Annotated in this window: 23 protein-coding genes and 1 riboswitch; of the genes, 12 read left to right on the plus strand and 11 right to left on the minus strand. The window is 75.3% G+C overall.

The window, feature by feature from the left end:
* Window positions 1–18 precede the first annotated feature (18 nt).
* From B5Y66_RS14115 to B5Y66_RS14135, 5 genes are read left to right on the plus strand one after another with little or no spacing between them, the layout of a single operon-like run.
* Entirely contained in the window at window positions 19–753 is a 735-nt protein-coding gene (locus tag B5Y66_RS14115) for a 6-phosphogluconolactonase (protein WP_079575144.1), read from the plus strand.
* Window positions 746–1,504 carry a sugar isomerase domain-containing protein gene (locus B5Y66_RS14120; protein ID WP_079575145.1) on the plus strand — a complete coding sequence of 253 codons (759 nt, stop codon included), beginning with the start codon at window positions 746–748 and terminating at the stop codon, window positions 1,502–1,504. Before B5Y66_RS14115 ends, B5Y66_RS14120 begins: the two co-directional genes overlap by 8 nt.
* Window positions 1,501–2,655, plus strand: a complete 1,155-nt coding sequence (locus B5Y66_RS14125) for an N-acetylglucosamine-6-phosphate deacetylase (RefSeq protein WP_079575146.1) — start codon at window positions 1,501–1,503, stop codon at window positions 2,653–2,655. The genes B5Y66_RS14120 and B5Y66_RS14125 overlap by 4 nt, the downstream gene beginning before the upstream one ends.
* Window positions 2,652–3,959 (plus strand): neutral/alkaline non-lysosomal ceramidase N-terminal domain-containing protein, encoded by a 1,308-nt coding sequence (locus B5Y66_RS14130; RefSeq protein WP_139820896.1) that lies wholly within the window; start codon window positions 2,652–2,654, stop codon window positions 3,957–3,959. The genes B5Y66_RS14125 and B5Y66_RS14130 overlap by 4 nt, the downstream gene beginning before the upstream one ends.
* Complete coding sequence (locus B5Y66_RS14135; protein WP_176168876.1) at window positions 3,949–4,905, plus strand: LacI family DNA-binding transcriptional regulator; 957 nt, start codon at window positions 3,949–3,951, stop codon at window positions 4,903–4,905. Before B5Y66_RS14130 ends, B5Y66_RS14135 begins: the two co-directional genes overlap by 11 nt.
* Window positions 4,906–4,915: 10 nt before the next feature.
* Here the strand turns inward: B5Y66_RS14135 and B5Y66_RS14140 are convergent, their stop codons facing one another.
* Window positions 4,916–5,353: a hypothetical protein gene (locus B5Y66_RS14140; RefSeq protein WP_079575149.1), complete on the minus strand. Its 438-nt coding sequence runs from the start codon at window positions 5,351–5,353 to the stop codon at window positions 4,916–4,918.
* A 254-nt stretch (window positions 5,354–5,607) separates the two neighbouring features.
* Here B5Y66_RS14140 and B5Y66_RS14145 point away from each other — a divergent pair, with 254 nt between their 5' ends.
* Window positions 5,608–7,407, plus strand: coding sequence for an ABC transporter ATP-binding protein (locus B5Y66_RS14145; protein ID WP_079575150.1), 1,800 nt, complete (start codon window positions 5,608–5,610; stop codon window positions 7,405–7,407).
* Window positions 7,408–7,445: 38 nt separating this feature from the next.
* Here the strand turns inward: B5Y66_RS14145 and B5Y66_RS14150 are convergent, their stop codons facing one another.
* On the minus strand, window positions 7,446–8,318 hold the full coding sequence (locus tag B5Y66_RS14150; RefSeq protein WP_079575151.1) for an LLM class F420-dependent oxidoreductase: 873 nt from the start codon (window positions 8,316–8,318) through the stop codon (window positions 7,446–7,448).
* Between the two features lie 26 nt (window positions 8,319–8,344).
* On the opposite strand from B5Y66_RS14150, the gene B5Y66_RS14155 reads away from it, so the two are divergent.
* On the plus strand, window positions 8,345–9,337 hold the full coding sequence (locus tag B5Y66_RS14155; RefSeq protein ID WP_079575152.1) for a LacI family DNA-binding transcriptional regulator: 993 nt from the start codon (window positions 8,345–8,347) through the stop codon (window positions 9,335–9,337).
* Between the two features lie 35 nt (window positions 9,338–9,372).
* On the opposite strand, the gene B5Y66_RS22565 is transcribed toward B5Y66_RS14155, so the two are convergent.
* A complete protein-coding gene (locus B5Y66_RS22565) occupies window positions 9,373–9,534 on the minus strand; it encodes a hypothetical protein (protein WP_176168878.1) in 162 nt (53 codons plus the stop codon).
* 25 nt (window positions 9,535–9,559) lie between these two features.
* Window positions 9,560–10,300, minus strand: coding sequence for a class E sortase (locus B5Y66_RS14160; protein ID WP_245807120.1), 741 nt, complete (start codon window positions 10,298–10,300; stop codon window positions 9,560–9,562).
* A 110-nt stretch (window positions 10,301–10,410) separates the two neighbouring features.
* Here B5Y66_RS14160 and B5Y66_RS14165 point away from each other — a divergent pair, with 110 nt between their 5' ends.
* Window positions 10,411–11,124, plus strand: coding sequence for a class I SAM-dependent methyltransferase (locus B5Y66_RS14165; RefSeq protein WP_079575154.1), 714 nt, complete (start codon window positions 10,411–10,413; stop codon window positions 11,122–11,124).
* Here the strand turns inward: B5Y66_RS14165 and B5Y66_RS14170 are convergent.
* The 5 genes from B5Y66_RS14170 to B5Y66_RS14190 form a co-directional block, all read right to left on the minus strand.
* Entirely contained in the window at window positions 11,114–11,392 is a 279-nt protein-coding gene (locus tag B5Y66_RS14170) for an acylphosphatase (protein ID WP_079575155.1), read from the minus strand. The genes B5Y66_RS14165 and B5Y66_RS14170 overlap by 11 nt on opposite strands.
* 60 nt (window positions 11,393–11,452) lie before the next feature.
* Complete coding sequence (locus tag B5Y66_RS14175; protein ID WP_079575156.1) at window positions 11,453–12,898, minus strand: hypothetical protein; 1,446 nt, start codon at window positions 12,896–12,898, stop codon at window positions 11,453–11,455.
* 120 nt (window positions 12,899–13,018) lie between these two features.
* Entirely contained in the window at window positions 13,019–13,678 is a 660-nt protein-coding gene (locus tag B5Y66_RS14180; protein WP_079575157.1) for a copper resistance CopC family protein, read from the minus strand.
* Complete coding sequence (locus tag B5Y66_RS14185) at window positions 13,675–14,481, minus strand: YcnI family copper-binding membrane protein (protein WP_245807121.1); 807 nt, start codon at window positions 14,479–14,481, stop codon at window positions 13,675–13,677. The genes B5Y66_RS14180 and B5Y66_RS14185 overlap by 4 nt, the downstream gene beginning before the upstream one ends.
* A gap of 79 nt (window positions 14,482–14,560) precedes the next feature.
* Window positions 14,561–15,199 carry a hypothetical protein gene (locus tag B5Y66_RS14190; protein ID WP_079575159.1) on the minus strand — a complete coding sequence of 213 codons (639 nt, stop codon included), beginning with the start codon at window positions 15,197–15,199 and terminating at the stop codon, window positions 14,561–14,563.
* Window positions 15,200–15,301: 102 nt separating this feature from the next.
* Window positions 15,302–15,432, plus strand: a riboswitch (TPP riboswitch).
* Between B5Y66_RS14190 and B5Y66_RS14195 the strand changes: the two genes are divergently transcribed.
* The 3 genes from B5Y66_RS14195 to B5Y66_RS14205 all read left to right on the plus strand — a co-directional run bounded on the left by B5Y66_RS14195 (window position 15,423) and on the right by B5Y66_RS14205 (window position 21,138).
* Window positions 15,423–17,084, plus strand: a complete 1,662-nt coding sequence (locus B5Y66_RS14195) for a bifunctional hydroxymethylpyrimidine kinase/phosphomethylpyrimidine kinase (RefSeq protein ID WP_079575160.1) — start codon at window positions 15,423–15,425, stop codon at window positions 17,082–17,084. It overlaps the preceding riboswitch by 10 nt.
* 326 nt (window positions 17,085–17,410) lie before the next feature.
* A complete protein-coding gene (locus B5Y66_RS14200) occupies window positions 17,411–19,276 on the plus strand; it encodes an ABC transporter ATP-binding protein (RefSeq protein WP_139820897.1) in 1,866 nt (621 codons plus the stop codon).
* Entirely contained in the window at window positions 19,273–21,138 is a 1,866-nt protein-coding gene (locus B5Y66_RS14205) for an ABC transporter ATP-binding protein (RefSeq protein ID WP_079575161.1), read from the plus strand. Before B5Y66_RS14200 ends, B5Y66_RS14205 begins: the two co-directional genes overlap by 4 nt.
* Window positions 21,139–21,209: 71 nt before the next feature.
* Here B5Y66_RS14205 and B5Y66_RS14210 read toward each other — a convergent pair whose 3' ends face one another.
* Entirely contained in the window at window positions 21,210–22,691 is a 1,482-nt protein-coding gene (locus B5Y66_RS14210; RefSeq protein WP_079575162.1) for a lipase maturation factor family protein, read from the minus strand.
* 9 nt (window positions 22,692–22,700) lie between these two features.
* Window positions 22,701–23,669, minus strand: coding sequence for a LysR family transcriptional regulator (locus B5Y66_RS14215; RefSeq protein ID WP_079575163.1), 969 nt, complete (start codon window positions 23,667–23,669; stop codon window positions 22,701–22,703).
* A 95-nt stretch (window positions 23,670–23,764) separates the two neighbouring features.
* Between B5Y66_RS14215 and B5Y66_RS14220 the strand changes: the two genes are divergently transcribed.
* Window positions 23,765–24,772, plus strand: a complete 1,008-nt coding sequence (locus B5Y66_RS14220) for a threonine ammonia-lyase (protein WP_079575164.1) — start codon at window positions 23,765–23,767, stop codon at window positions 24,770–24,772.
* Window positions 24,773–24,776: the final 4 nt, after the last annotated feature.

Here is a 24,776-nt window from a genome sequence, read left to right on the forward strand (position 1 = left end):
GCACGAGAAGAGGAACACATGCACCCCATCCATCTCCACACCCACGAGTCCCGGCAGGCGCTGGGCGAGGCGGCCGGCCGCCACGCCGCGGACGTCCTGAACCGGGCCGTGCGGGAGTCGGGCCGGGCCCGCGTCATGCTGGCCGCGGCGCCCAGCCAGCAGGAGACGCTGGCGGCCCTGGCGGCGTCCGATGTCGACTTCTCCCGGGTGGACTGCTTCCACATGGACGACTACCTGGGGCTCCCGGCGGGCGCGCCCCAAGGTTTCGGCAACTGGCTCGAGCGGCACTTCGTCGCCCGCGCCCGGCCGCGCCGGTTCGCCCGGATCGACACGGCGGCGGTGCCGCAGCGGGCCGCCGACGAGTACGCCGAGGCCATGGGCGCCGAGCCGTTCGACCTGACCCTGTGCGGGCTGGGGGTCAACGGCCACCTGGCGTTCAACGACCCGCCGGCCGACTTCGCGGACCCCGTGGCGGTCAAGGTCGTGACGCTCGATGCGGTCTCGCGCCGCCAGCAGGTCGACGAGGGGCACTTCGCGTGCCTGGACGACGTGCCCGAGCAGGCCCTGACGGTCACCATCCCGCGCCTCCTGTCGGCCGGATGCGTGATCGCGTCTGTCCCCGGTCGGGCGAAGCGGGACGCCGTCGCGCAGACCCTGGCGCACGACCTCGACCCGCGGTTCCCCGGGACGGCCCTGAAGACCCATCCCGACGCCCACCTCTACGTCGACGAGGAGTCCGACCCTGATGACTGACACGACCGGCGCCGGCTACCTCCGGCACGTGACCGCGCTCATGCAGCGCATCCTGGACGAGGAGGGGGACGCGGTCGCGCGCGCCGCGGACGTCCTCGCGAGACAGATCGCCGCCGACCACCTGGTGCACGTGTACGGTCCGGGAGGTCACTCCAACCTGGCGAGCCAGGAGATCTTCTTCCGGGCCGGAGGTCTGATGCACGTCTCGGCGATCCTCGACGAGGGGACCCTGCTGTCCCAGGGCGCCCTGCGGTCCATGGCGGTCGAGCGCCACCCGGGCTACGGGCGGATCGTCATGGACGACTGGGGCCTCGGCGCCGACGACGTCCTGATCCTGGTGAACGCCTACGGCATCAACGCGGCGCTGCTGGACGCGGCCCTCACCGCGCGGGAGCGTGGCGTCACGACGATCGGCGTCTCCTCCCGGGGGCACGCGGAAGAGACGGCCCCCGACCACCCGGCCCGCCACCCCTCGGGTGCCAACCTGCACGACGTGGTCGACGTCCACGTCGACACCAAGGTGCCCGTGGGCGACGCCGTGATGGACGTGCCCGGGGCACGGCAGAGGACTGGACCGGTCTCCACCTTCGCCAACGCCTACGCGCTGAACTGGCTCGTGATGGCCACCATCGAGCTGCTCGGGGAGCGGGGCGTGCAGCCGCCGGTCTGGCGCAGCGGCAACGCACCCGGCGGGGACGAGGCCAACGCCGAGTTCCTCGGACGCTTCCGCGGACGGGTGCGGTCCCTGTGACCGCCCCGGCAGGCGGCACCGTCGTCGAGGGGCGCGACCCGGCCACCGGCGACGTGCTCCAGGTGGGCGTCGAGCACGGGACGATCGCCGAGATCCGGCGGTTCGCGTCGCGCGACCCCGACATGCCCTATCTCGCCCCAGGGCTCGTCGACCTGCAGGTCAACGGGTACCGGGATGCCGACGTGAACGGGGCCGACGTGTCCGCCGACGCGATCGCCGAGATCACGCACGCCCTCGCGCGCGAGGGCGTGACCACCTGGGTGCCGACGGTCGTGACCGCCGCGGAGCGCGACATCGCGCGCTCCCTGCGGGCGGTCGCCGCGGCGAAGGCCGCCGACCCGGCGGTGGACGCGGCGGTCCCGTGGGCGCATGTCGAGGGCCCCTTCCTGTCGTCCCAGGACGGGCCGCGGGGGGTGCACGACGCCGTGCAGATCCGTCCCCTGGACGCCGCCGAGGTCGCGCGATGGCGGGACGCCGGCCCGGTCGGGTACGTCACCGTCTCGCCCCACGCCGCGGACGCGCCCCGGGAGATCGCCCGGATCACGCGGCTCGGCGTCCGCGTCGCCGTCGGCCACACCCACGCGACCTCCGACCAGGTGCGCGCTGCCGTGGACGCGGGGGCGACGATGTCGACGCACCTGGGCAACGGCGTCCACGCCCACCTGCCCCGGCACCCCAACGCCATCTGGGCGCAGCTCGCGGACGACCGGCTGACGTGCGGGTTCATCGCCGACGGGCACCACCTGCCGGCCGACACCCTGCGGGTCATGCTGCGCGCCAAGGGAGCGCGCCGCGCGTTCCTCGTCTCCGACTCGACGGCGCTCGCCGGCAGCCCGCCGGGCACCTACCGCACGCCCGTGGGCGGCGACGTCGAGCTGACGCCCGACGGACGCCTCGCCTATGGGGGCACGGGGCTGCTCGCCGGCGCGGCGCTCTCGCTGGTGCACGGGCTGCGGTTCGTGCTCGCGCACACCGGCACGGCGCTCGCCGACGGGCTCGAGCTCGTGTGCGGCACGCCGGGCGCCCTCGTCGGCGGCGCGACGGCCCCGCGCGGGACCATCCAGGTGGGCAGCCGTGCCGACCTGGTCCGGCTGACGGCCAACGGGACGGTCGTGGGCGTCGTGCGGGGCGGCGAACGGCTGGTCGGATGACGGGGGAGCCGACCAGGTCGCCGGGCCCCGTGCCGAGGCTGCTCGTCGGCGCCGCGACCGTCGAGGTCGAGGTGCCGCCGGGGACGCCCATGGCCGGGTTCGCCGCCCGCCAGGATCCGTCGCGCGGCGTGCACGACCCGACGACGGTGCGCGCGCTGGTCCTCGACGACGTCGCGCTCGTGAGCGTGGACGTCTGCGCCCTGCACGAGGACACCTGCGCCCAGGTGCGTGCCCGGCTCGCCGACGTCGTGCCCACCTGCGTCGTCGCGGCGACCCACACCCACTCGGGGCCCTGCGTCGGCCGGGGCCGGGTCGGGCGGCACGCCGCCGCGGTGCACGACGACGTCGTGGCGGCTGCTGAACGGGCCGTGCGCCACGCGCACGCGAAGAGGCGAGCCTGCGCTGTCGAGTACACGGAGGTGCGCAGTCCTGGCGTGGGCGCGAACCGCCGGCACCCCGGGCGCTCGGTCGACCTGCGCCTCCAGGCGCTGTGCTTCCGGGACCCTGCGGACGGCCGCGTCGTGAGCCGCCTAGTCGTGTATCCCTGCCACCCCGTGGTGCTGGACGCCGCGAACCTCCTCGTGTCGGCGGACTACCCGGGCCAGGTGCGCACCGTGCTCGAGGCCGGAGACCCCGGGAGCGTCACCATGTTCCTCACCGGCGCGGCCGGAGACATCAACACCGGACATCGTGCCGAGGACTCCTACCGCGCGTCAGGCACGGGGCTGCGGACGTACGCGGAGGCCGAACGTGTCGGCGCGGTCCTCGCGGACGCGCTGGGCGGGGCGGCGCGTCACCTGGTCGGCGGTGAGGTCCAGGCGACGGCAGTCACCGAGGAGGTCGACCTCCCGCTGCTCCCGGTCGACCGGGAGCAGGTCCGTCGGGACCTCGCACGATGGACGACCGACCTGGGGGAGGCCGACGCCGACCGGGCTGCGCTGCTCGGCGTCTGGGCCTCGTGGGCACGGGGGGTGCTGGACGGTGGCGTGCCCGAGCGCGCGACCTGGCGCGCCAGGGTCACCGCCGTGCGGCTCGGGGAGGTCGCGCTCGTCGCGCTGCCCGGCGAGCCGTTCCTTGCCAGCGGCGAGCAGGTGCGGGCCGCGAGCAGCGCTCCCGTGATCGTGCTCGGCTACAGCGACGGGTGCCCTGGCTACCTCCCGCCCCGGGAGGAGTACGCGCACGGTGGCTACGAGGTCGATGACGCGCACCGTTACTACGACATGCCGGCCCCGTTCGCGCCCGGCGCGGCCGAGCAGCTCGTCGCCGTGGCGTGCCGCCTCGTCGGGGCCGACGATGGCCGGTAGGACGACGATCGTGGAGGTGGCGCGGCGGCTCGGGGTCGCGCCGTCCACGGTGTCGCGCGCCTTCAACACTCCGCGGCTGCTGAGACCAGAGACCGTCGAGCGGGTGCGCGCGACGGCCGCGGAGATGGGGTACGCCCCGAACCAGCACGCCCGTGCCCTGATCACGGGTCGGTCCGGCGCGATCGGGCTCGTCATCCCGGACATCACGAACCCGTTCTTCCCTCCGCTGATCCGTACGGCGCAGCGGGAGGCGGAGCGGCGTGGCCTCGGGGTCTTCGTGGTCGAGACCAACGGTGACGTCGTGCGCGAGGAGCAGCTCGTGCAGAGGCTGGTTCCGCAGGTGGAGGGCCTCGTCCTGGCGTCGTCCAGGCTCCCGGACGCGCGGTTACGTGACCTTGCGGCGCACATTCGCACGGTCCTGGTCAATCGGGACGTCGCCGGGATCGGTCGCGTGCTCACCTCGTCACGGGAAGCGCTCGTCGAGGGCGTCCGCCGCATGCACGCCGCCGGCGCCCGCGATTTCTGCTACGTCGGCGGACCGCTCCTGTCCTGGTCGGAGGGCGAACGAAGGGACGCCATGCGTGCCATGGAGCGGGAGCTGGGGCTCCGGGTGCGCTACCTGGGGGTCGAGTCCGGGACGTACGCCGACGCGCGCGGCCTCGCGTCCGACATCGGCCCGGAGACCCGAGCGGTGGTCGCCTTCGACGACATCGTCGCCCACGGAGTCCTCGACGGGCTCACCTCACGCGGTGTCCGTGTACCGCAAGAGGTGCTCCTGCTGGGATGCGACGACGCACTGCCCATCGAGACCCATCCCCGGCTCTCGACCATCCGCCTGCATATCGAGAGGGGGACCGCGTCAGCCCTGGACATGCTCGTCGACCCCGACGTGCGCGATGAGCGCCTCGTGGTGGAAGGCACCCTGGAGCTGCGCGAGACGACGTGACCCGTGGCGGTCACCCGCACTCGTCGCAGATGCCCGTGGCGGGCAGCGCGGTGTAGCAGGTCGGGCAGATCGCGAGCTCCGGCTCCGGCGCGACAGGCTTGCGGGTCGGAGCGGCCGCGGCCTTGCGACGCGGGGCGGCCTGCTTGCGGACGGGGGCGGGCGCAACCGTCGCGGGTGCGGTGGCGACGAAGCCGTGCTTGCGCAGGATGCCGGCGTCGTCGCACTTCGCGTCCACCAGGTCCTCGGCACGCGCGGGGACGCCGGTCGCGTACTTGTGCGCGACGCCCAGCACCGCCTTGGAGTCGTAGGTGCGCTCCTCGTGGGCGAACGTGTGGCCGGGGGTGGGCGTGAACCCGTAGACACCGACGAAGGCGTCGCGGCCGCGGTCGTCGTACTCCTCGATCGCCCGGAGGATGTGCTGGCGCGTCACGCTCGAGAAGGTAGCCACGGCCTCAGGTTAGTCGTGCGGGGGACCGGCGCCGACCGTCCCGGGTCGACTGTGGCGAGGACCGCACCGGCGCGCCGGGCGGCGCGCCGGTGCGGGCGACGATCGCGGTGTGATCGCCGCCACACCCACCCCGCCGTACACCGCCGTCATCTTCACGTCGCTGCGCACGGAGGGCGACCAGGGTGATGCCCGCATGGCCGAGCGGCTGGAGGATCGCGCGCGTGCCGAGCCGGCGGTCTGTCTAGAATCGATTCGTGCGCCGGAAAGCCCTTGCCAGCACGTCCGACCAACCCCTTCTCGACGGCCGCCGGCCCGTGCGCTCGCTGCTGCGCCTGCTGGGCACGCAGCCGCGCCGCGTGACGGTCGCGCTCCTCGCGTTCGCGGTGAAGGAGACGCCGCTGTGGTTCCTGCCGGTCATCACCGGTGCCGTCATCGACATCGTCGCCGACGGCGGGCCCGTGTCCTCCGTGCTGCTCTGGTTCGCCCTGGCGGTGGCGCTGCTCGCGCAGCACTACCCGAACCACCTCGTGTACACGCGGAACTTCATGACCGTGGTGCGAGGCACAGGCGCCGCCCTGCGCAACGCGCTCGTCGAACGCCTCCAGGTGCTGTCCATCGGGTACTACGCACGCGCCAGCTCCGCCGTCGTGCAGAGCAAGGTGGTGCGGGACGTCGAGAACGTCGAGCTCATGCTGCAGCAGGTCACGCACCCGCTGCTCTCGGCGGCGATGGTGATGGTCGGCGCGGTCACGATGACGGCGATCAAGGTCCCCGAGTTCCTGCCGGTGTACGCGCTCGCGATCCCGACGGCGCTGCTGATCCGCCGGTCGATGGCGCGGCGCTCGCAGGCACGCAACGCGGAGTTCCGGCGGGAGATCGAGGGGTTCTCGGCCCAGGTGGGGGAGATGGCATCCCTCATCCCGGTGACGCGTGCGCACGGGCTCGAGCGCACCGCCGTCTCGAGGGTGGCTGACGGCGCGGACGGGGTGCGGCGTTCGGCCCTGCGCCTGGACCTGCTCAACGGGCGCGTGGCGTCCGTCTCGTGGGTCGCGATGCAGCTGCTCGGCGTGTGCTGCCTGGTCCTCGCGGCGGTGGTGTCGCTCACCGGTGTCGTCGCCGTCACGCCCGGCGAGGTGGTCCTGCTGTCGACCTACTTCGCCCTCCTCACCCAGGGCCTCACCCAGGTGCTCAACCTCGTGCCCGTCACCGCGCGCGGCGTGGAGTCGGTGCGCTCGATCGCGGAGATGCTGGCCGAGCCCGACCTGGAGCGGAACGAGGGCCGCCGGCGCGTGGACACGGTGCGCGGGGACCTGCGGCTCGAGCACGTGTACCACCGGTACGCGGACGCGTCGCAGGACGCGCTGCACGACGTCGACCTCGTGGTCCGCGAGGGCGAGACGGTCGCCTTCGTCGGGCCGTCCGGCTCGGGCAAGTCCACGCTGCTCAACCTCGTGCTCGGGTTCGTGCGGCCGACCTCGGGCCGTCTCCTGCTCGACGGCGCGGACATGGCGGAGCTCGACCTGCGCACGGTGCGCCGGTGGGTGTCGGTCGTGCCGCAGGAGTCCGTGCTCTTCGAGGGCACGATCCGGGAGAACGTGGCCTACGGCCTCGAGAACCCGGGCGACGACGACGCCACGACCGACGAGCGCGTCCGCGCCGCCCTGCGCGACGCCAACGCGCTCGAGTTCGTCGACGCCCTCCCGGACGGCTGGGACACGGTCGTCGGGCAGCGCGGCGCACGCCTCTCCGGCGGGCAGCGCCAGCGCCTCGCCATCGCCCGGGCGCTGGTGCGCGACCCGCGCATCCTGTTTCTCGACGAGGCCACGAGCGCGCTCGACCCGGAGGCGGAGGCCGTCGTCCGCGACGCGCTCGACCGCCTCATGCGCGACCGCACGACGCTGGTCGTGGCGCACCGGCTGTCCACGGTGCGCGCGGCCGACCGCATCGTCGTCCTGGAGCACGGCCGGGTGGTGGAGGTCGGCAGCCACGACGCGCTGATGCGCCGTGGCGGCCGGTACGCCGCGCTGCACGCGGCCCAGGCGGGGGTGGCCTAGTGGCCGCTCCGCCCGCTGCGCCGGGCCGGGACGACGAGTCAGCCGGTGGCGCGCAGGCGACCGAGCGTCCCGACGAGGTCGTCGAGCTCGCGCAGCGCCGCCTCACCGGAGCTCAGCACCACCACGAACTCCGTGACGCCCGCCGCCGCGTACCGCTCGACCAGGGCGGGCAGCGCGGTGACCGCGTGCTCGCGCAGGCGCAGCTGCACGGTGCGGCGGATCTGCGCCGGGTCGCGCCCGACGTCGGCGCAGTGCCGGTCGAGCACCTCGCCGAGCGCCGCCACCTGCTCCGGCGTGCTGGACGTGTCGTTCCACGCGTCGGCGTACCGCGCCACCAGGCGCAGGGTGCGTCGCGGCCCGGACCCGCCCACCCAGATCGGCGGGTGCGGGCGCTGCACGGGCTTCGGCTCGGCCACGGCGTCCGTGAGCCGGTAGTGCTCACCCTCGAACGTCGTGCGCGGCTCGGTGAAGAGCGACCGGAGCACCTGCAGGGACTCCTCGAGCCGGTCCATCCGGGTGCGCACGCTGCCGAGGTCGAGCCCGTACATGGTGTGCTCGTGCTCGTTCCAGCCGGCACCGATCCCGAGCTCGAGCCGCCCGCCCGACAGGTGGTCGACGGTGGTGGCCAGCTTGGCCAGCATCACCGGGTGGCGGTAGGAGTTGCCGGACACCATGCACCCGAGCCGTACGCGCGACGTGGCCACGGCCATCGCCGCCTGCATGGCCCACGCGTCGAAGATCGGACGGTCGTCGTCCGCGCCCAGGGAGGCGAGATGATCCATCACCCACACGTGTTCGAACCCCGCCTCGTCGGCGGTGCGCCAGACGTGGTGAAAGGTCTCGACCGGGGCGTCCTGGGTGAGCTTGACCCCGAATCGCAGCAGCGTCCCGGGCGTCGGTCGTGGTTCCATCGCCCCATCCTGGCGGGAGGACGGGCATGGTGACCATCCACGACGTCGCGCGGCACGTCGGCGTGTCCGCGGCCACCGTCTCCAACTACCTCAACCGCCCGGAGAAGGTGGCGCCCGCGACGACGGCACGCATCCGCGCCGCGGTCGAGCAGCTGGGGTTCGTGCCGAGCCTGTCCGCCCGGCAGCTGCGCTGGCAGCGCTCGGGGATCGTCGGCGTGTCCGTGATCAACGCGTCCAACCCGTTCTTCTCCGACGTCGTGAACGCCGTCGAGCGTGTGGTGGCGGGGGCGGACCTCACCCTCGTCACGGGCAGCACCCATGAGTCCCCCGAGCAGCAGGAGCGCCTCGTGGCCCTGTTCGAGCAGCTGCGGTTCGACGGGATGGTCGTGGCACCGCACGACGCGCAGATGGCCGCGCTGACGGCGCGCAAGAAGCGGGGCAGCCCGGTGGTCGTGGTGGACCAGCAGGACCCGGACGGACGCCTGTCGACCGTCTCCCTGCGGCACCGGGAGGGCGGACGCCTCGCCGCGCAGCACCTGGTGGACGGCGGCCGCCGCCGGCTGCTCGCCGCGACCGGCCGGGCCCGGGTGCAGCAGGTGCGGCGCCGGCTCGAAGGGATGCGAGAGGTCGTGGACCGCACGCCCGGGGCGACCCTCGACGTCGTCCACGCGGACGACCTGGGGCTGGCGGAGGGCGCCGAGGTGGGGCGCCGCATCGCCGCGGCGGCGCCCGGCGATCGGCCCGACGCCGTCCTGGCGGGCAACGACATGCACGCCCTCGGTCTCGTGCGCGCCCTGCTGGACGGCGGGGTGCGGGTGCCGGACGACGTCGCGCTCGTCGGCTACGACGACATCCCGTTCGCCACGACCGGCGCCGTCCCGCTGACCACGGTGCGCCAGCCGGCGGCGGCGATCGGGACCACCGCCGCGGAGATCCTGCTGCGCGAGATCGACGACCCTTCGTCCCCGCGGGAGGAGGTCCTCTTCGACCCGGAGCTCGTGGTCCGGGCCAGCACCTGAGGGCACCTGAGGGGCAGGGCCGGCCGGCGCCTCCCTCAGCCGACGGCGGGGTCGCCGCCGAGCAGCTCGAGGTACGGGGCTATGACAGGGAAGACCCACAGGAACAGGGCCGTCACGACGGCCGCCACCAGCACCAACGACTGCACGACACGCCAGAACGTGTTGCCCGGCAGGTGGCGGAAGATCCACGCGTACATCGAACGTCTCCTGCTCAGCGGTCCGTCAGCGAACCTGGTCGGGGGTGCCGTCGGCCCGGTCCATCCAGCCGACGAACGTCGCGTACGTGATCCAGCGGTGGTCGTTGCCGTACTCGCCGAGGGTGAGCGAGTGGCAGGTGGTGAGCGTCAGCAGGCGCTCCGTGGGCTTCTGGTCCGGGTGATGGGGCACCGGCGCCACCACGTCCACCTGGTCGGGGGTGACGATCTCGTGGTCGGTGACCTCGTAGACGTACCAGGTCTGCGCCGTCTCGACGATGATCTGGTCGCCCTTCTCCAGGTCGTCGACGTGCCGGAACGAGTTGCCGTGCGTGCGCCGGTGCCCGGCGAGGGCGAAGTTGCCCACGTCGCCCACCTGCTGCGACGTCTCGTAGTGCCCGGCCATCGCCTGGTCGAGCACGTCCATCCCTGTGCCCTCCGCGATCGGCATGGCGTTGTTGGTCAGGCCGTACCACGCCGGGACGACGAGCGTGCCGATCGTCTCCCCGTACCCGACCGGGTCCGGGACGGGCGGGTCGTCGGTGCGCAGCTCGGCCGCCGCCGGGTTGATCGGCGGGAGCGTGGCGCGGAACTCCGTGAGCACCTTGTCGGCCTGCGCGGTGGCCTCGACCGACGTCCACCACAGCTGCCACACCACGAACAGCCCGAGCACCACGCCCAGGGTGATGAGGATCTCGCCGACGCCGCCCACGACGGCGCTGCCGGCGCCCCGGCGTCGGGCGGGTCGAGCATGGGTGGGACTCGTCACGTGCGCGATGCTACGTGCTCCCCGGCCCGGTCGCGGGCCGCGGACCACGCCCCGGCGGGTCTCCCGCCGCGCCCCTGTCGCGCGGCGCGGGGTCGTGGGAACCTGGGGCGATGACCAGCGACGACGCCGTGGCACCCCGCGCCGGGGCGCGGCGCGCCGCGCGGCTGCGCCGCCGGTGGGACCGCGAGGCCGCGGGCTACGACCAGGTGTTCACGGCCGCCGAGCGGCGGATGTTCCCCGGCCTGCGACGGCGCGTGTGCGCCCTGGCCGAGGGACGCACCCTCGAGATCGCCGTCGGCACGGGGCTCAACCTCGAGCACTACCCGCCCGCGGTGATCGACGGCACGCGCCCCGGTGGGTTCGTGGGTGTCGACCAGAGCGCCGGGATGCTCGACGTCGCGCGGCGCCGGGCCGCCGGCCTGGGGCTCGGCATCGACCCCGACGCCGACCTGCGCCGGGGCGACGCGCAGGCCCTCGACCTGCCCGACGACTCCTTCGACACCGTCGTGTGCACGTTCTCGCTGTGCGGCATCGGCGACGACCGGGCCGCCCTGGCCGAGATGACGCGGGTGCTGCGGCCGGGCGGCCTGCTCCTGCTGGCCGACCACGTGGCCTCCAGCGTCTGGCCGCTCCGCGCCCTGCAGGCGCTCGCGGACGTGGTGAGCGTGCCGCTGGCGGGGGAGCACTTCGGGCGGCGCCCGATGCGGTGGGTGCTCGCCCAGGGGCTCGCGATCGAGGAGCACGAGCGCACCCGGGCGGGCGTCGTCGAGCACGTGGCGGCGCGGCTGCCCGGGGTGCGGCCCGGCGCGGACGTCAGCCGCTGACCACGAACGCGGTGTCGCCCCGCGGCGACACCTCCTCGACGTCGACGGCCGACACCAGGGCGGCTGGCGGACCCTCGCGGAGGAACGCGAGCATCGCGTCCACGGCGTCCGGCCCGCCCTCGACCTCCGCCTCCACGGTGCCGTCGCGCAGATTGCGCACGGCGCCGACCACGCCGAGGCGCGCGGCGGCCTCGCGCGTCGCCCAGCGGAACCCGACGCCCTGCACGTGGCCGTGCACCCGCACCCGTCGCCGCACCGTGGTCGCCATCCGCCCTCCCGTGCGCCCGTCGGTCGAAGAAGTCAGGCCGAAGAAGTCGCGTCGACGACGTCAGTCGAAGATGTCGCCGATGTCCCCGATGTCGTCGAGGATCCCGCCCAGGACCATCCCGCCGAGGACGGCGCCGAAGACGTCCGAGCCGCTCCGGCCCGGCTGCTGGCGCCGTCGCGGGTCGCCCTGCCAGCCGCCGCCGTACCCGCCGTTGTAGCCGCCGTCCCAGCGCTGCCCCTGGCCGCCGCGCGCGATGTCGCGGTGAGCGAGGGTGGCGGCCTCCGCGGCGAGCGCGGCGCCTCGGCGCGCGGCCGCGACCCCGCGCTCCGGGTCCTCGGCGGCGCGGGCCTGCGCGACCTCCCGCTCGGCCTCCGCAAGGCGCGTGCGGGCGTCCGGGCCCACGGGCGCGCGGTAGTCGTCGACCACCGACCGCGCCGTCGCGAGCTGCCGCTCGGCGTCGTCGAGCGCCGGCCCCAGGTGGGCGGACGCCCGCCGCAGCCGCTCGTCGCGCTCCGACTGCTCGGCGACGGCGTCGTCGAGCGCCGTGTTCGCCTCCCGGACGCGGGTGAGCGCGCTCACCGGGTCGCCCGGCGCCCCGGGCGCGGGCAGGGTCGCCAGCGCCTCCTCGAGCGCGGCGACGGCGTCGTCGACCCGGCCGGCGCGGACGCCCGCGGGCAGCGCACGGGCCTGGGCGAGCTCGGCGCGGGACTCCGCGACGAGGGCGCCCAGGGCCGCCTCGGCGCGCAGCGCCTCCGCCTCGTAGTCGTCGACGGCGCGCAGCAGGCCCTCCGCCCGGCGCACCGCCTCCTCCGCCGCACGGGCGGCGGCGCCCGCCTCGGCCACCTGCTGCGTCGTCAGGCGCTTGCGCGCCGCGGCAGTGCTGCGGCCCGCGAACTCGAGCAGGCGCTCGGCCTGCTCGGGGTTGTCGGCGACGGGCAGCAGCGCCCGCTCGGCGTAGAGGCCGCGCAGCCGGTCGACGTCCGTCCGGGCCGCGGGGACGCCGTCGCGCACCCGCGCGAGCTCCGCGTCGACGCGGTCGACGACCTCGGGGGTCGACCGGACCGTCTGCCGCAGCCCGGCCAGGCCGCGGTCCAGCTCGTCGAGGGAGCCGTCGGCCGAGCGGCACAGGTCGACGACCCGCGCCGACCACTCGCGCCGATGCTGGTCCGTGTCCGGCACGTGGTCGTGCAGGAGCTGGTTGAGGTGGAACGCCTCGGCCAGCCGCTCGCGCGCCCGCCGCAGCGTGGGGGCCAGCTCGCGGGTCTCGCGCTCGCCCAGCTCCGCCTGGGCGAAGGACAGCTCGTCCTCCGCGAGGCGTGCTCGCTCGTCCGACCGCACGAGGGCCGAGCCCGCCTCCACGGCGAGCCGCTGGAGGTCCGCCTCGAGGTCCTGTGCGCGGCCGCGGGCCGCCCGCCGGCGGCGCACCGACCAGAGAGCCACCGCCGTCACCAGCACCACCACGACGACCAGGCCCGTCACGATCCCGACGATCTGCCCCGCATCCATGGTGGGCATCGTAGGCGGCGCAGGCCACGACCGGGGACCGCCGCAACGGGTGCGGGCCGGTGCGGCCGGGATCACCCGGCCGCACCGGCCCGCGAGCGTGGCCGACGGATCGTCGGCGTGTCAGTCGCGACGCCGCGCGAGCCGCAGCGCCACGAGCACGGCCGCGCCCGCCAGCGCGACGACCCCGCCCGCGATGCCGAGCACCACGACCAGCTCGGACGCGCCGCCGCCGTCCGCGCTGCCCGTCGCGTCGCCGCCCCCAGCGCCGTCGGAAGCGCCGTCTGCGTCGCCGTCGGTCGCCGCCGCGGGGGACCCGCAGGGCGTGGCGTCCGCGGCCGGGGAGGCGGTGGACGCGGATCCGGCGGGCGGGTCGTACGTGAACGAGAACTCGCCGGAGGTCGGGTGCCCGTCCGCCGAGACGATCCGCCAGTCGACGGTGTACTCGCCGGCGGCGCCGAGGGTGACCGGCACCGACACGGTGCGGTCCTGCGTGCTCGGGCACCCAGTCGCGTGGTCGGTGCCGTCGACGTCCGTCACGGTGACGACCGTGCTGGACCCCTCGGCGGCCAGGTCGAGCACCACGTCGTCGAACGTCACGTCGACCGTCTCGGGTGCCTCGGTGACGGTCGACCCCGTGCCCGGCACGGTGCCGACCACGACGTTGTGCGCGCTCGCGGGAGCTGCCGCGGCGACGGCGCCCAGGGTGGCGAGGCCGAGGGCGAGCGTCCCGCCCACGGCGAGGGCGCGGCGCGCACCCGCGACCCGGCTGCCCGCCGTCATCGCTGCTCGGTCCGGTCGGCGCGGGCCCGCGTGCGTGCGAGGGCGGCGACGCCCGTCACCGCGCCCACGAGGCCGAGCCCCAGGCCCGCCGCGCCCAGCGCCAGGGGCAGGGTCGAGGAGCCGTCGTCCGCGACGGCCGTGCCGGTGTCGGCGCCGGTAGCGGTGGCGGTGGCGGCGTCGGACGACGCGCCCTGCGCCGCGTCCTCGGTCGCCGGGACGACCTGCAGGACAGGGGCGGGCAGCTCGGGCTCGGTGTCGCCGGACGCCTCCTGGTCCCACGCGACGACCTCGCCGTCGGAGTAGGTCTGCGTGGCGGGCAGGATGAGCGCGTCGACGCCCTCGGGGACCGCGCCTGCCGACACGGTGAACCGGAGGAACTCGCCCGGCGCGATGCCGGCGTCGGCGCCGTCCGCGGTCCACTCGATGCTCGCCGGGGCCTCGGTGACGTCGGTGCCGTGCACCTCGACCGGCTCGGGCAGGGGCGCCTGGACGACCTTCGCCGTCCAGCCCGGCACGGGCTCGACCGAGACGCTGGTGAACGGCGTGTCGGTCGGGAGGTCGACCTTCACCGCGGTGGTGGACGCCTCGGCGGACTCGTTGGGGACCTTGAAGGTGAGCGTCGCGTACGACCCGGCCTCCACCGCGTCGGGGGTCACGGTCACGTGCGCGGAGGCTGCGGCCGCGCCGAGCACGAGCGCGGGGACGGCGAGGGCGGCGGCGCCGGCGAGGCGGCGGGAAGTGCGGCCGCGGCGGGCGGTCGCGGCGGTGGGCATGGTGGGCATGGTGGGCACGGGTGTAGGCATGGCTGTCTGCTCCTGGTGTGTCAGGTGGTCGTGGGACGACGAGGGACCCGCCCTCGTCCGACGACGGACCAGGGCAGGGTCAGGCGGCGCGCGCGAGGGCGCCCGGGAGCAGCGGGGGCCCGCGCGGGGGAGTGCTCCGTCGGGAGCGCCACGGGTGGGGCCGCCAGGCGCGGCCGACGACGACCCCGGGCTCGCGCACCACGAGCGGCGCGGGCGGGCCCAGCACGAGGACCGCGACGTGCCGCAGGTGGCTCGCGACGTTTGCCGCCGCCCGGTCGCCTGCCGCGAGCAGCAGGGCCGTGAGCACCACGGCGGCGGCGTGCGCGGCGAGCATCCAGGTGGTGGTGCGCGGGTCGTCCGCGTGGTGCAGGTGCAGCGTGGTGCCGGTGGCGGGCGACAGAGAGCCCGGGCCGAGGGCATGCCCGGCGTGCCCGCTGAGCACGATGGCCGTGGCGGAGCCGTCGCCCGCGGCGCCGAGCACCGACAGGGCGGTGTGCTGCACCAGCTGCAGCGCGACCATCGCGGGCAGCAACCGCCGCAGGGTCAGGCGGCGCCGGGCGGTCCACACCGCGAGCGGCGCGGTGAGCGCCAGCACGACGAACCAGGCGAGGGGTGCCCCGGGGAGCGAGCCGCCGGCCAGCAGGTGGGCGGCGGCAGCGATGCTGAGCGTCGTGCCGGCGACGAGGAGCTCGCGCGTACGACGGACGACCACGGGCACCCCCGCACCCTATCGCGCGCACGGGCCGGCTCCGGCGCCCGACCGGGGGAGACGCGTCGGGCGGGACGCCGTGGCCGGCGCGCGGACCTGGGCTACGGTGGGCCGCACGACACGGGGTGCGTCCCGACGTCGCCGACCGGGTCCCCGACCCGTCCGGCGCCAGGGGCGCTGAGAGCACACCCGTCGAACCTGATCTAGCTCGTACTAGCGAAGGGATGTCGACATGAGTGCGCGCGCACCTGAAGACAGCTCCGCAGGCGCCACCGGCCCTGCACCCGTCCCCACCCGTACCGTGACCACCGGTACGGTCCCCAGCCGGCCCCGCGTCCTGGCGGTCGCGGGCTCCGACCCGTCGGGCGGCGCCGGGATCCAGGCGGACCTCAAGTCGATCGCCGCCGCCGGCGGCTACGGGATGGCGGCCGTCACCGCGCTGACCGTGCAGAACACGCAGGGCGTGCGCGACGTGCACGTCCCGCCGGCCACGTTCCTGGCCGCGCAGCTCGAGGCCCTCGCCGACGACGTCCACGTCGACGCGGTGAAGATCGGGATGCTCGGCTCCGCCCCCGTGGCCGAGGCCGTGGGCGCCTGGTTGGACGGCCTGCCGCGCGCCGCCACGACGACGCGACCCGCTGTCGTCCTCGACCCGGTGATGGTGGCCACGAGCGGCGACCGGCTGCTCGACCCGGAGGCGGAGCGCGCGGTGCGTGACCTGCTCGGGCGCGTCGACGTCGTGACGCCGAACCTGCCGGAGCTCGCGGTGCTGGCACAGGAGCCGACGGTGACCGACTGGGCCGCGGCGCTGGAGCAGGCCCGCCGGCTCGCGGCGCGCCACGGGGTGCTGGTCGTCGCCAAGGGCGGCCACCTGGGTCAGGCCGCCGGGAGCGCCGCGGGAGCCGAGCACGGTGCCCCCGACGCCCTGGTCGGTCCGGACGGCGTGCTGGTCGAGCTGGCGGGGGAGCGGCTGCGCACGACGTCGACCCACGGGTCCGGCTGCTCGCTCTCGAGCGGCCTGGCCACCAGGTTCGCGCGCACGGGCGACTGGGCCGACGCGCTGCACGGCACGAAGGCGTGGCTCACCGCGGCGATCCGCGCGGGCGAGGCGCTGCGCGTGGGCGAGGGGCACGGCCCCGTCGACCACCTGGTGGGTCTCCGCGGCCTGCCCGCCGACACCGCCCCCGCTCCGGCGGGCCCTGGGTCCGGGGGCGACCTCGTGGCCCTGTGGTGGGAGGACGCCGCGCCGGTGCGCGCCGCGATCGACGACCTCGCCTTCGTGCGCGCGCTGGGCGACGGGACGCTCGGCGCCGACCACTTCCGCACGTACCTCGAGCAGGACGCGATCTACCTGCGCGAGTACGCGCGCTGCCTGGCGCGGGCGAGCGAGCTCGCCCCGACGCGGGCCGAGCAGGCGTTCTGGGCCGGCGGGGCGCACGGCGCCCTGGTCACCGAGCTCGACCTGCACACGCGGTGGCTGGGCGGTGAGCCGCAGGACGTGCCGGCCAGCCCGACGACGTCCGCCTACCTCGACCACCTGCGCGCGGCCGGCGACGACTACGCGACCCTCGTGGCCGCCGTCCTGCCCTGCTACTGGATCTACCAGGACGTGGGGGAGCGGCTCGCCGCCCGCAACCACCCGCTCCACCCGTACGCCGCGTGGTTGGGCACCTACGCGGACGAGTCCTTCGCGGCCGCTACGCGCGAGGCCGCCGCGATCCTGCGCCGGGCCGCCGCGGCGGCCGACGCGCGCACCCGTGACCGGATGGCGGCGGCGTTCCGCACGGCCTGCGAGCACGAGCTGGCGTTCTTCGATCAGACGGGCCTGCCAGGCCCTTCGGGGGCGGCGCGTGGCGCGGACCGCCGTCGCGCGGAGCCCGTCGTCGCGGGCTGAGCCGGGCCCTCCCAGGTCCGTCGCAGGATCCCGCCGTCGCACCCCGACGGCGGGATCCCGCGGCGGTAAGCGGTGTCCCGCGTTCGGGGGCGCACCGCGTGACCGGGGCAAGTGTGTCGGAGGCGAGTGACAGAATAGGTGTGATGCCCGACACGAAGCGCACTTCGCGCAGCCGCAACCGAGGCGCACGCCGCGCCGATCCCTACGACAGTCCCAGGAGGAGCCCCGCCTCCTCCGCACCCCATCGGCCCGCCGCGCCCGGCACCCCGCCGGGCCGCGCCGAGGGCCCGCCCGGCCGGACGGGAACCGCGGCCCCCGCCGCCCCGGTGGGGTCCGAACTCTCCACGTTCGCGTCGGTGCGCCGGCTCTACCCGTACGTTCGACCGGCGATGCCGCGCATGGTCGGAGGCCTCATCTCCGCCCTCGGCGCGAGCCTCGCCGCGCTGGCGATCCCGCGCGTGCTGCAGACCCTCGTCGAGGGCCCGCTCGCCGAGGGCGCGGCGGCCCACGACCTGGGCGCCCTCGTCGTGCCCGTCCTCCTCGTGCTCGGCCTCGGCGTCGCCGAGGCCGGGCTCGTCCTCCTGCGCCGCAACCTCGTGATGTACCCCGGCACCCGGGTCGAGGCCGAGCTGCGGATGGCGCTGTTCCGCCACCTGCAGGACCTGCCCGTCGCGTTCCACGACCGCTGGCCCGGCGGCCAGCTGCTGAGCCGGATCATGGGCGACCTCGGCCTGCTGCGACGCTGGCTGGTCTTCGGCCTCCTGCAGCTGATCGTCAGCATCGTGACGATCGTGGTCGGGGTGGGCATCCTGCTGGCCACCGCCGGCTGGCTCGGCCTCGTGTACCTCGCGGGCGCGATCCCGGTGACCGTCATCGCGTTCCGCTTCTCGCGGCGGTACCGCGTCATCGCGCGCCTGTCGCAGGACCAGTCGGGCGACCTCGCCACCACCGTCGAGGAGTCCGTGCACGGGATCCGCGTGCTCAAGGCGTTCGGCCGGGGACGCGACGCCCTCGACTCGTTCACCGACCAGGCGGAGGAGCTGCGCCGCACGGAGATCCGCAAGGCGGGCAACCAGGCCACGGTCACCACGTCGCTGCAGCTCATCCCCGAGGTCACGCTGGCCGTCTGCCTCGTGCTCGGCACGGTGCTCGCCGCACAGGGGCAGATCACCGTCGGCGGCCTCGTGGCGTTCTTCCTCACGACCGCCGTGATCAACGGTCCCGTGGTCGACCTCGGGATGACCCTGTCGATGACGCTCAACGCCCGCACCGCCGTCGACCGCTTCTTCGAGGTCATGGAGACCCCGAACCCGCTGGCCGACCCCGCCGACCCGGTCGACGCGCCCGACGCGCGCGGCCACGTGGAGCTGCGCGACGTCACCTTCCGCTACGAGGACTCGGCGCGCCCGGTCCTGGAGCACGTCGACCTCGAGCTGCCCGTCGGCACGACGACGGCGCTCGTCGGGCTCACCGGGTCGGGCAAGTCGACCCTGGCGATGGTGGTGCCCCGCATCTTCGACGTCACCGGCGGCGAGGTGCTGCTCGACGGCGTGGACCTGCGGCGCATGCGCCGGCACGACGTGCGCCGCGCGGTCGCGGTCGCGTTCGAGGACCCGACGCTGTTCTCGGCGTCGGTGCGCGACAACGTGCTCCTCGGCGTCCCCGAGTCGGGCCCGGATGCGGTCCCCGAGGCCGAGCGCGAGCGGCGGCTGCACGAGGCGGTCGAGGTGGCCCAGGCCGGGTTCGTCGCCGACCTGCCGCAGGGCGTCGAGACGCGCATCGGCGAGGAGGGGTTGTCCCTCTCGGGCGGGCAGCGCCAGCGGCTCGCGCTCGCCCGCGCCATCGCGGCCAGGCCGGCCGTGCTCGTGCTCGACGACCCGCTGTCCGCGCTCGACGTCGCGACCGAGGAGGCCGTCACCACACGCCTGCGCGAGGTGCTCGACGGCACGACCAGCCTCGTCATCGCGCACCGCCCGTCCACCGTGGCGCTCGCGGACCGCGTCGCCGTGCTGCAGGACGGCCGGATCACGGCCGTAGGTACCCATCGCGACCTGCTCGCCACCGACGCCCACTACCGGCACGTCATCTCCAGCCTGGAGCAGGACTGGGAGGAGTGCGCCGAGCACTCCGACCGGGAGGATTCCGAGCCGGACCAGACCGAGCAGGCCCAGACCGAGGAGGTCCAGCGGTGAGCCGCCCCAGCAAGCCGGAACCGTCCCAGCCCGCGACGTCTCGGCCGGACGACCGCCGTCGCCCCACCGACGCGTCCGCGGACGACACCACCCAGCTCGACGCCGAGGCCTCCCGAGAGGTCAGGTCGCGGTCGCTGCGCCTGCTGGGCGAGCTGCTGCGGCCGCGCCGTGGCGCCCTCGCACTCGCAGGCCTCCTGGTCGTGGTCTCGACGCTCGGCCAGGTGGCGGGCCCGTGGCTCGTGTCCCTCGCCATCGACTCCGCGGTGCCCGACCTCATGGACGGCGACGTCGACACCCTCGTGCTGGTCGGCTCCGCCTACCTGGTCGCCGCGGTCGTCGGCGGCCTGTGCGCCGGGGCCTACGTCCGTCAGGCCGCGCGCATCGCCCAGGGGGTGCTGTTGGACCTGCGCCGACGGGTCTTCAGGCACACGCAGCTGCTGAGCCTGGAGTTCCACGAGTCGTACACCTCCGGCCGCATCATCAGCCGCCAGACGTCCGACCTCGAGGCGCTGCGCGAGCTGCTCGACGGCGGACTCACGGGCGTCGTCTCTTCCCTCATGCTCATGCTCTTCACCGGGCTGAGCCTGTTCCTGCTCGACTGGCGCTCGGGCCTGGTGCTCGCGGTGGCCCTCGTGCCGGCCTGGCTGCTCACCCGCTGGTTCCAGAAGCGCTCGCAGGTCTTCTACCGCGAGCAGCGCACCACCTCCGCGCGGCTCATCGTGAAGTTCGTCGAGACGATGACCGGGATGCGCGCCGTGCAGGCGTTCCGCCGGGAGTCGACCACCGAGGCGGACTACGGCCGGCTCAGCGAGCAGTACCGGGACGCCAACCTCAACACCATGGGGCTCAACGGCCGCTACCAGCCGGGCCTCGTGCTGATCGGGAACGTCGCGGTCGCGGTCGCGCTCGCGCTCGGCGGCTGGCGGGTCTACTCCGGTGGGCTGGACGTCGGCGTGCTGGTGGCGGCCCTGTTGTACGTGAAGCGGTTCTTCCAGCCGATCCAGCAGCTCGGGAACTTCTACAACTCGTTCCAGTCCGCCACGGCGGCCCTGGAGAAGGTGTCCGGCCTCCTGGCCGAGGAGCCGACCGTCGTCGAGCCGCGCCGTCCCGTGGCGCTGCCGCACGCGCGCGGCGCCCTGCGCCTGGACCACGTCACGTTCCGCTACGGCGACGGGCCCGTGGTGCTGCCCGACCTCGACCTCACCCTCCCGGCGGGACAGACGGTCGCGCTGGTGGGCACGACGGGCGCGGGCAAGTCCACGCTCGCCAAGCTCGTGACCCGCTTCTACGACGCGAGCGAGGGGCGCGTGCAGCTCGACGGCGTCGACGTGCGCGACCTGTCGACGACGGACCTGCGGCGCGCCGTGGTCATGGTGACGCAGGAGGCGTACCTGTTCAGCGGGTCCGTGCGGGAGAACATCGCCCTCGGGCGCCCCGGCGCCCCGCAGGCGGACATCGAGGCCGCGGCCCGCGCCGTCGGGGCGCACGAGTTCATCATGGACATGCCGGACGGGTACGACACCGACGTGAACAAGCGCGGCGGTCGCGTCTCGGCGGGGCAGCGCCAGCTGCTCTCGTTCGCGCGGGCGTTCCTCGCCGACCCGGCGGTGCTGGTGCTCGACGAGGCGACATCGTCGCTCGACATCCCGGGCGAGCGGCTGGTGCAGCACGGCCTGCAGACCCTGCTGTCCGACCGGACGGCGATCATCATCGCGCACCGGCTGTCGACGGTGGCGATCGCCGACCGGGTGCTCGTCATGGAGCACGGGCGGGTGATCGAGGACGGCACCCCCGACGAGCTGGCCGCCGGGGACGGGCACTACGCCGCCCTCAACGCGGCCTGGCAGGACTCGTTGGTCTGACCCTCTCCGGCCGGACCGGTCCGACGACGCCCCGCCCTCGCCCGAGGGCGGGGCGTCGTGCGTCCGCGCGGTCATCGCGCCAACCCGCCCCCGGGCCGCGGGGACAGCCGGACCGGCTCGACGATCACCTCGAGCTCGCGCCGCACCCACCAGTCCCCGGACCGGCGGCGCTCGTCCCGGGTGGTGTACCGGTAGCGGAAGAGGCGCATCCGCACCCACCGCGGCCGGGCGCCGTCGAAGGGGTCGAGCCGTAGCAGGCGCAGGGTGGCGGGGTCGGCCTCCAGCAGGCGCTCGCACAGCCGGGGGATCCACGGGCCCGACGCCCCGAGGGGCACGAACCACAGCACCCAGTCCAGCCGTAGGTGGTACGGCGCGACCTGCGGCGGGCGCCTGCCCACGTCTCCCGGTTTGCCGCGGAACGCGTACTCGCGCCAGTCGTCCGGGCCCGGACGGTCGGCGAGCGTGCCCTCCAGGATCACCTCGTCCCGGCGCCGCGTCACGCTGCCGAACGCCCCGTACGCGTTCACCAGGCGGAGCGGCTCGAAGTTCGCGTTCATCTTCTGGTGCCGCGAGGCGAGGTTGAGCGCCGGGCGCACGGACAACGCTGCGAGGAGCAGGACGACGAGCGTGGCCGTCACGAGGTAGGGCACGGGGACCGGGGGCGGGACGGCGCCGGACCCTGCGCCCGGCGCGAGCCCGCCGACGAGGGCTCGCCACACGTCGTCGGACACCATCGCGGCGCCCAGCACGATCGCGGCCCAGTTGAGCCAGGCGAAGTTCCCGGTGAGCACGAGCCAGCCCTGGGTGAGCACGACCACACCGCCGGCCACGCTCGGCAGCGGCTGCGGCAGCCACAGCAGCCACGGGACCAGGAGCTGGGTCACGTGGTTGCCCACCACCTCGGCCCGGTGCCACCAGCGCGGCAGGTGGTGCGCGTGCCAGCTCAGCGGGCCGGGCATCGGCTGGGTCTCGTGGTGGTAGTCGAGGGCGGTGAGGTCGCGCCAGGCCGGATCGCCCCGCCACTTGATGAGCCCCGCGCCGAGCTCGAGCCGGAACAGCAGCCAGCGGGCGGCGAGCACCAGCAGGAACGGGACGGGCACGGCCGGCGAACCGAACCACGCGGCCAGGAACGCCAGCTCGCACAGCAGCGTCTCCCAGCCGAACGCGTAGAAGCGCTGCCCCACGGACACGACCGAGAGGTAGCCCGCCCACAGCACGAGGAGGACGGCGGTCGTGACCCACCACGGGCCGGCCTGCGGCAGCCCGACCACGATCGCGGCACCGCCGCCCACGCCGAGACCGCCCACGACGACCAGCAGGCGGTCGCTGTACCGCAGGTGGAACAGCGACGGGGCGTCCCGGAACGCCACCCGCGCGGTGAACCGCGGCACGGGCAGGAGGCCGTGCTCGCCGAGCAGGGGTCGGAACTGGCCCAGGGCCTGCAGGAACGCCAGGCACAGCAGGGCGCCGACCCCGCGCTGGAGCACCTCGCGGGCGACGTCGTAGTCGGCGCTGGCCCACCAGCCGTCGAGCCATCCCAGCTGCTCAGGCACGGCTCCACGCTAGTCGCGCGCTGCGGCACCCGCCTCGACGAGGCGCTCGACGAGCGCACGCGCCGCCGGGGTCGGCGCGCCCACCGTGAGCGCGAGCACCTGCCGGGTGGCGCCGGGCAGGGGTTGCGCGACGACGTCGGGGTTCCGGTGCGCGCGCAGGGCGAGCGACGGCAGCAGGCTCACGCCGGCCCCGGACGCGACGAGCGCCTGCACGGCCACGTAGTCGTCGGTCTCGAACGCGATGCGCGGCGCGAACCCGGCGGTCGCGCAGCGCGCGACCAGGTCGGCCCGGCAGCGCTCGCAGCCGGCGATCCATGCCGCGTCGCGCAGGTCGCCGAGCTGCGGTGGGCCGCCCTGCGCGTCGTCCGGGAGGGCGTGCGGGAGGTCGCCCGCGCCCCCGACGTCGGCTGCCCGCCGGACCAGCGCGATCGGCTCGGAGTGCACCACCGTGACCTCGAAGCGCGCCAGGTCCATGGCGGGCCGCGCGTGGGGGGCGTCGGTGTGCCGGAACACGAGGGCGACGTCCACGTCGCCCGCCTGGAGCGCGGCCACCGCCTCGGGCGGCTCGGCCTCGACGAGCCCGACGCCGAGGCCGGGGTGTGCCGACCGCAGCCCGGCCACGGCCGCGGGCACGAGGGTCGCGAGCGCGGAGGGGAACGACGCCAGCCGGGCACGCCCGGCGCGCAGGCCGACCAGGGCGTCCAGCTCGCGCCGCGCGCCCTCGACGCGGCCGAGGATCTCCTCGGCACGGGCGGCCAGCAGCCGGCCCGCCTCCGTGAGTCGCACGCCGCGGCCCGCGCGCTGCAGCAGGGCGATCCCCGCCTCCGACTCCAGGCGCGCGAGGTGATGGCTCACGGACGGTTGCGCGTAGTGCAGCTCGCGCGCCGCGGCCGTCACCGAGCCGGTGCGCGCGACGGCCGCCAGGACGCGCAGGCGGGTGAGGTCCAGGTGTGGCGGGGGAGCGGGCTCGACGGACATGCCGACCAGCCTACGGCCACCCATCGGCCGTTTCGATGGCGGGTAGTCGGAACAGGCATTGGACCTATGGGTCGGGCGGCGGTGATCCTGAGGTGATGACGACGACGACCCCGCAGCCCGCCGACGTGCCCGCGCCCCCGACGATGCGGGACGTGCTCGCCGCGGCCCGCCGGATCGACGGGCTCGTCGTCCGGACGCCCGCCCTGCGCCACCCCGAGCTCGACCGGGCCGCCGCCGCGGCCGGTGCCACCGGGGCGAGCCTCGTCGTCAAGCACGAGAACCTGCAGCACACCGGCGCGTTCAAGGTGCGCGGCGCGCTGAACCTCCTGCTCGGCTTCGACGACTCCGAGCGCCGCCGCGGCATCGTCGCGTACTCGACCGGCAACCACGCCCAGGCGCTCGCCCACGCCGCCCGGCGCACGGGCACCGCCTGCACGATCGTCATGCCGCGCCACCCGAACCCGCTGAAGGAGCGCGCGGTGCGCGACCTGGGCGCCGACGTCGTGCTGCACGGCGCCACGTTCGACGACGCCCGCGCCCGTGCCGGCGAGGTGGCCGCCGCCACCGGGGCCCGCCTCGTGGGCGCCGCCAACGAGCCGGTCCTCGTGGCGGGCGTCGCGACCGCGACGCTCGAGCTCCTGGAGCAGGCCCCCGACCTGGAGGTCCTCGTGGTGCCCGTGGGCGGCGGATCCGGCGCCGCGGCGGCGTGTCTCGTCGCGGCCGCCCTGGCCCCGGGCCTGCGCGTGGTCGCGGTGCAGGCCGCGGCGTCCCCGGCCGCCCACGACTCCTGGCGTGCGGGCGAGCTGCGCACCGCGGTCAACGCCACCCGCGCGGAAGGGCTCGCCGTCGGGTGCGGCTTCGCCCTCACCCAGGCGGTGCTGCGCGAGCGGCTGGCGGACTTCCTGCTCGTGGACGACGACGCGATCGCCGCGGCGCAGCGCCTCTACCTGACCGGCGCCCGCACGGTCGCCGAGGGTGCCGGGGCCGCGGCGCTGGCCGCCGTCCTGGCCCGTCCGGCAGAGTTCGCCGGGCACCGCGTGGGCGTGATGTGCTCCGGCGGCAACGCCAGCGAGGCCGAGCTCCGGCGCGCGATCGGCGCCTGAGCCC

The organism is Krasilnikoviella flava (assembly GCF_900167525.1).
In the GTDB taxonomy this organism is placed as follows: Bacteria; Actinomycetota; Actinomycetes; order Actinomycetales; family Cellulomonadaceae; genus Isoptericola; species Isoptericola flavus.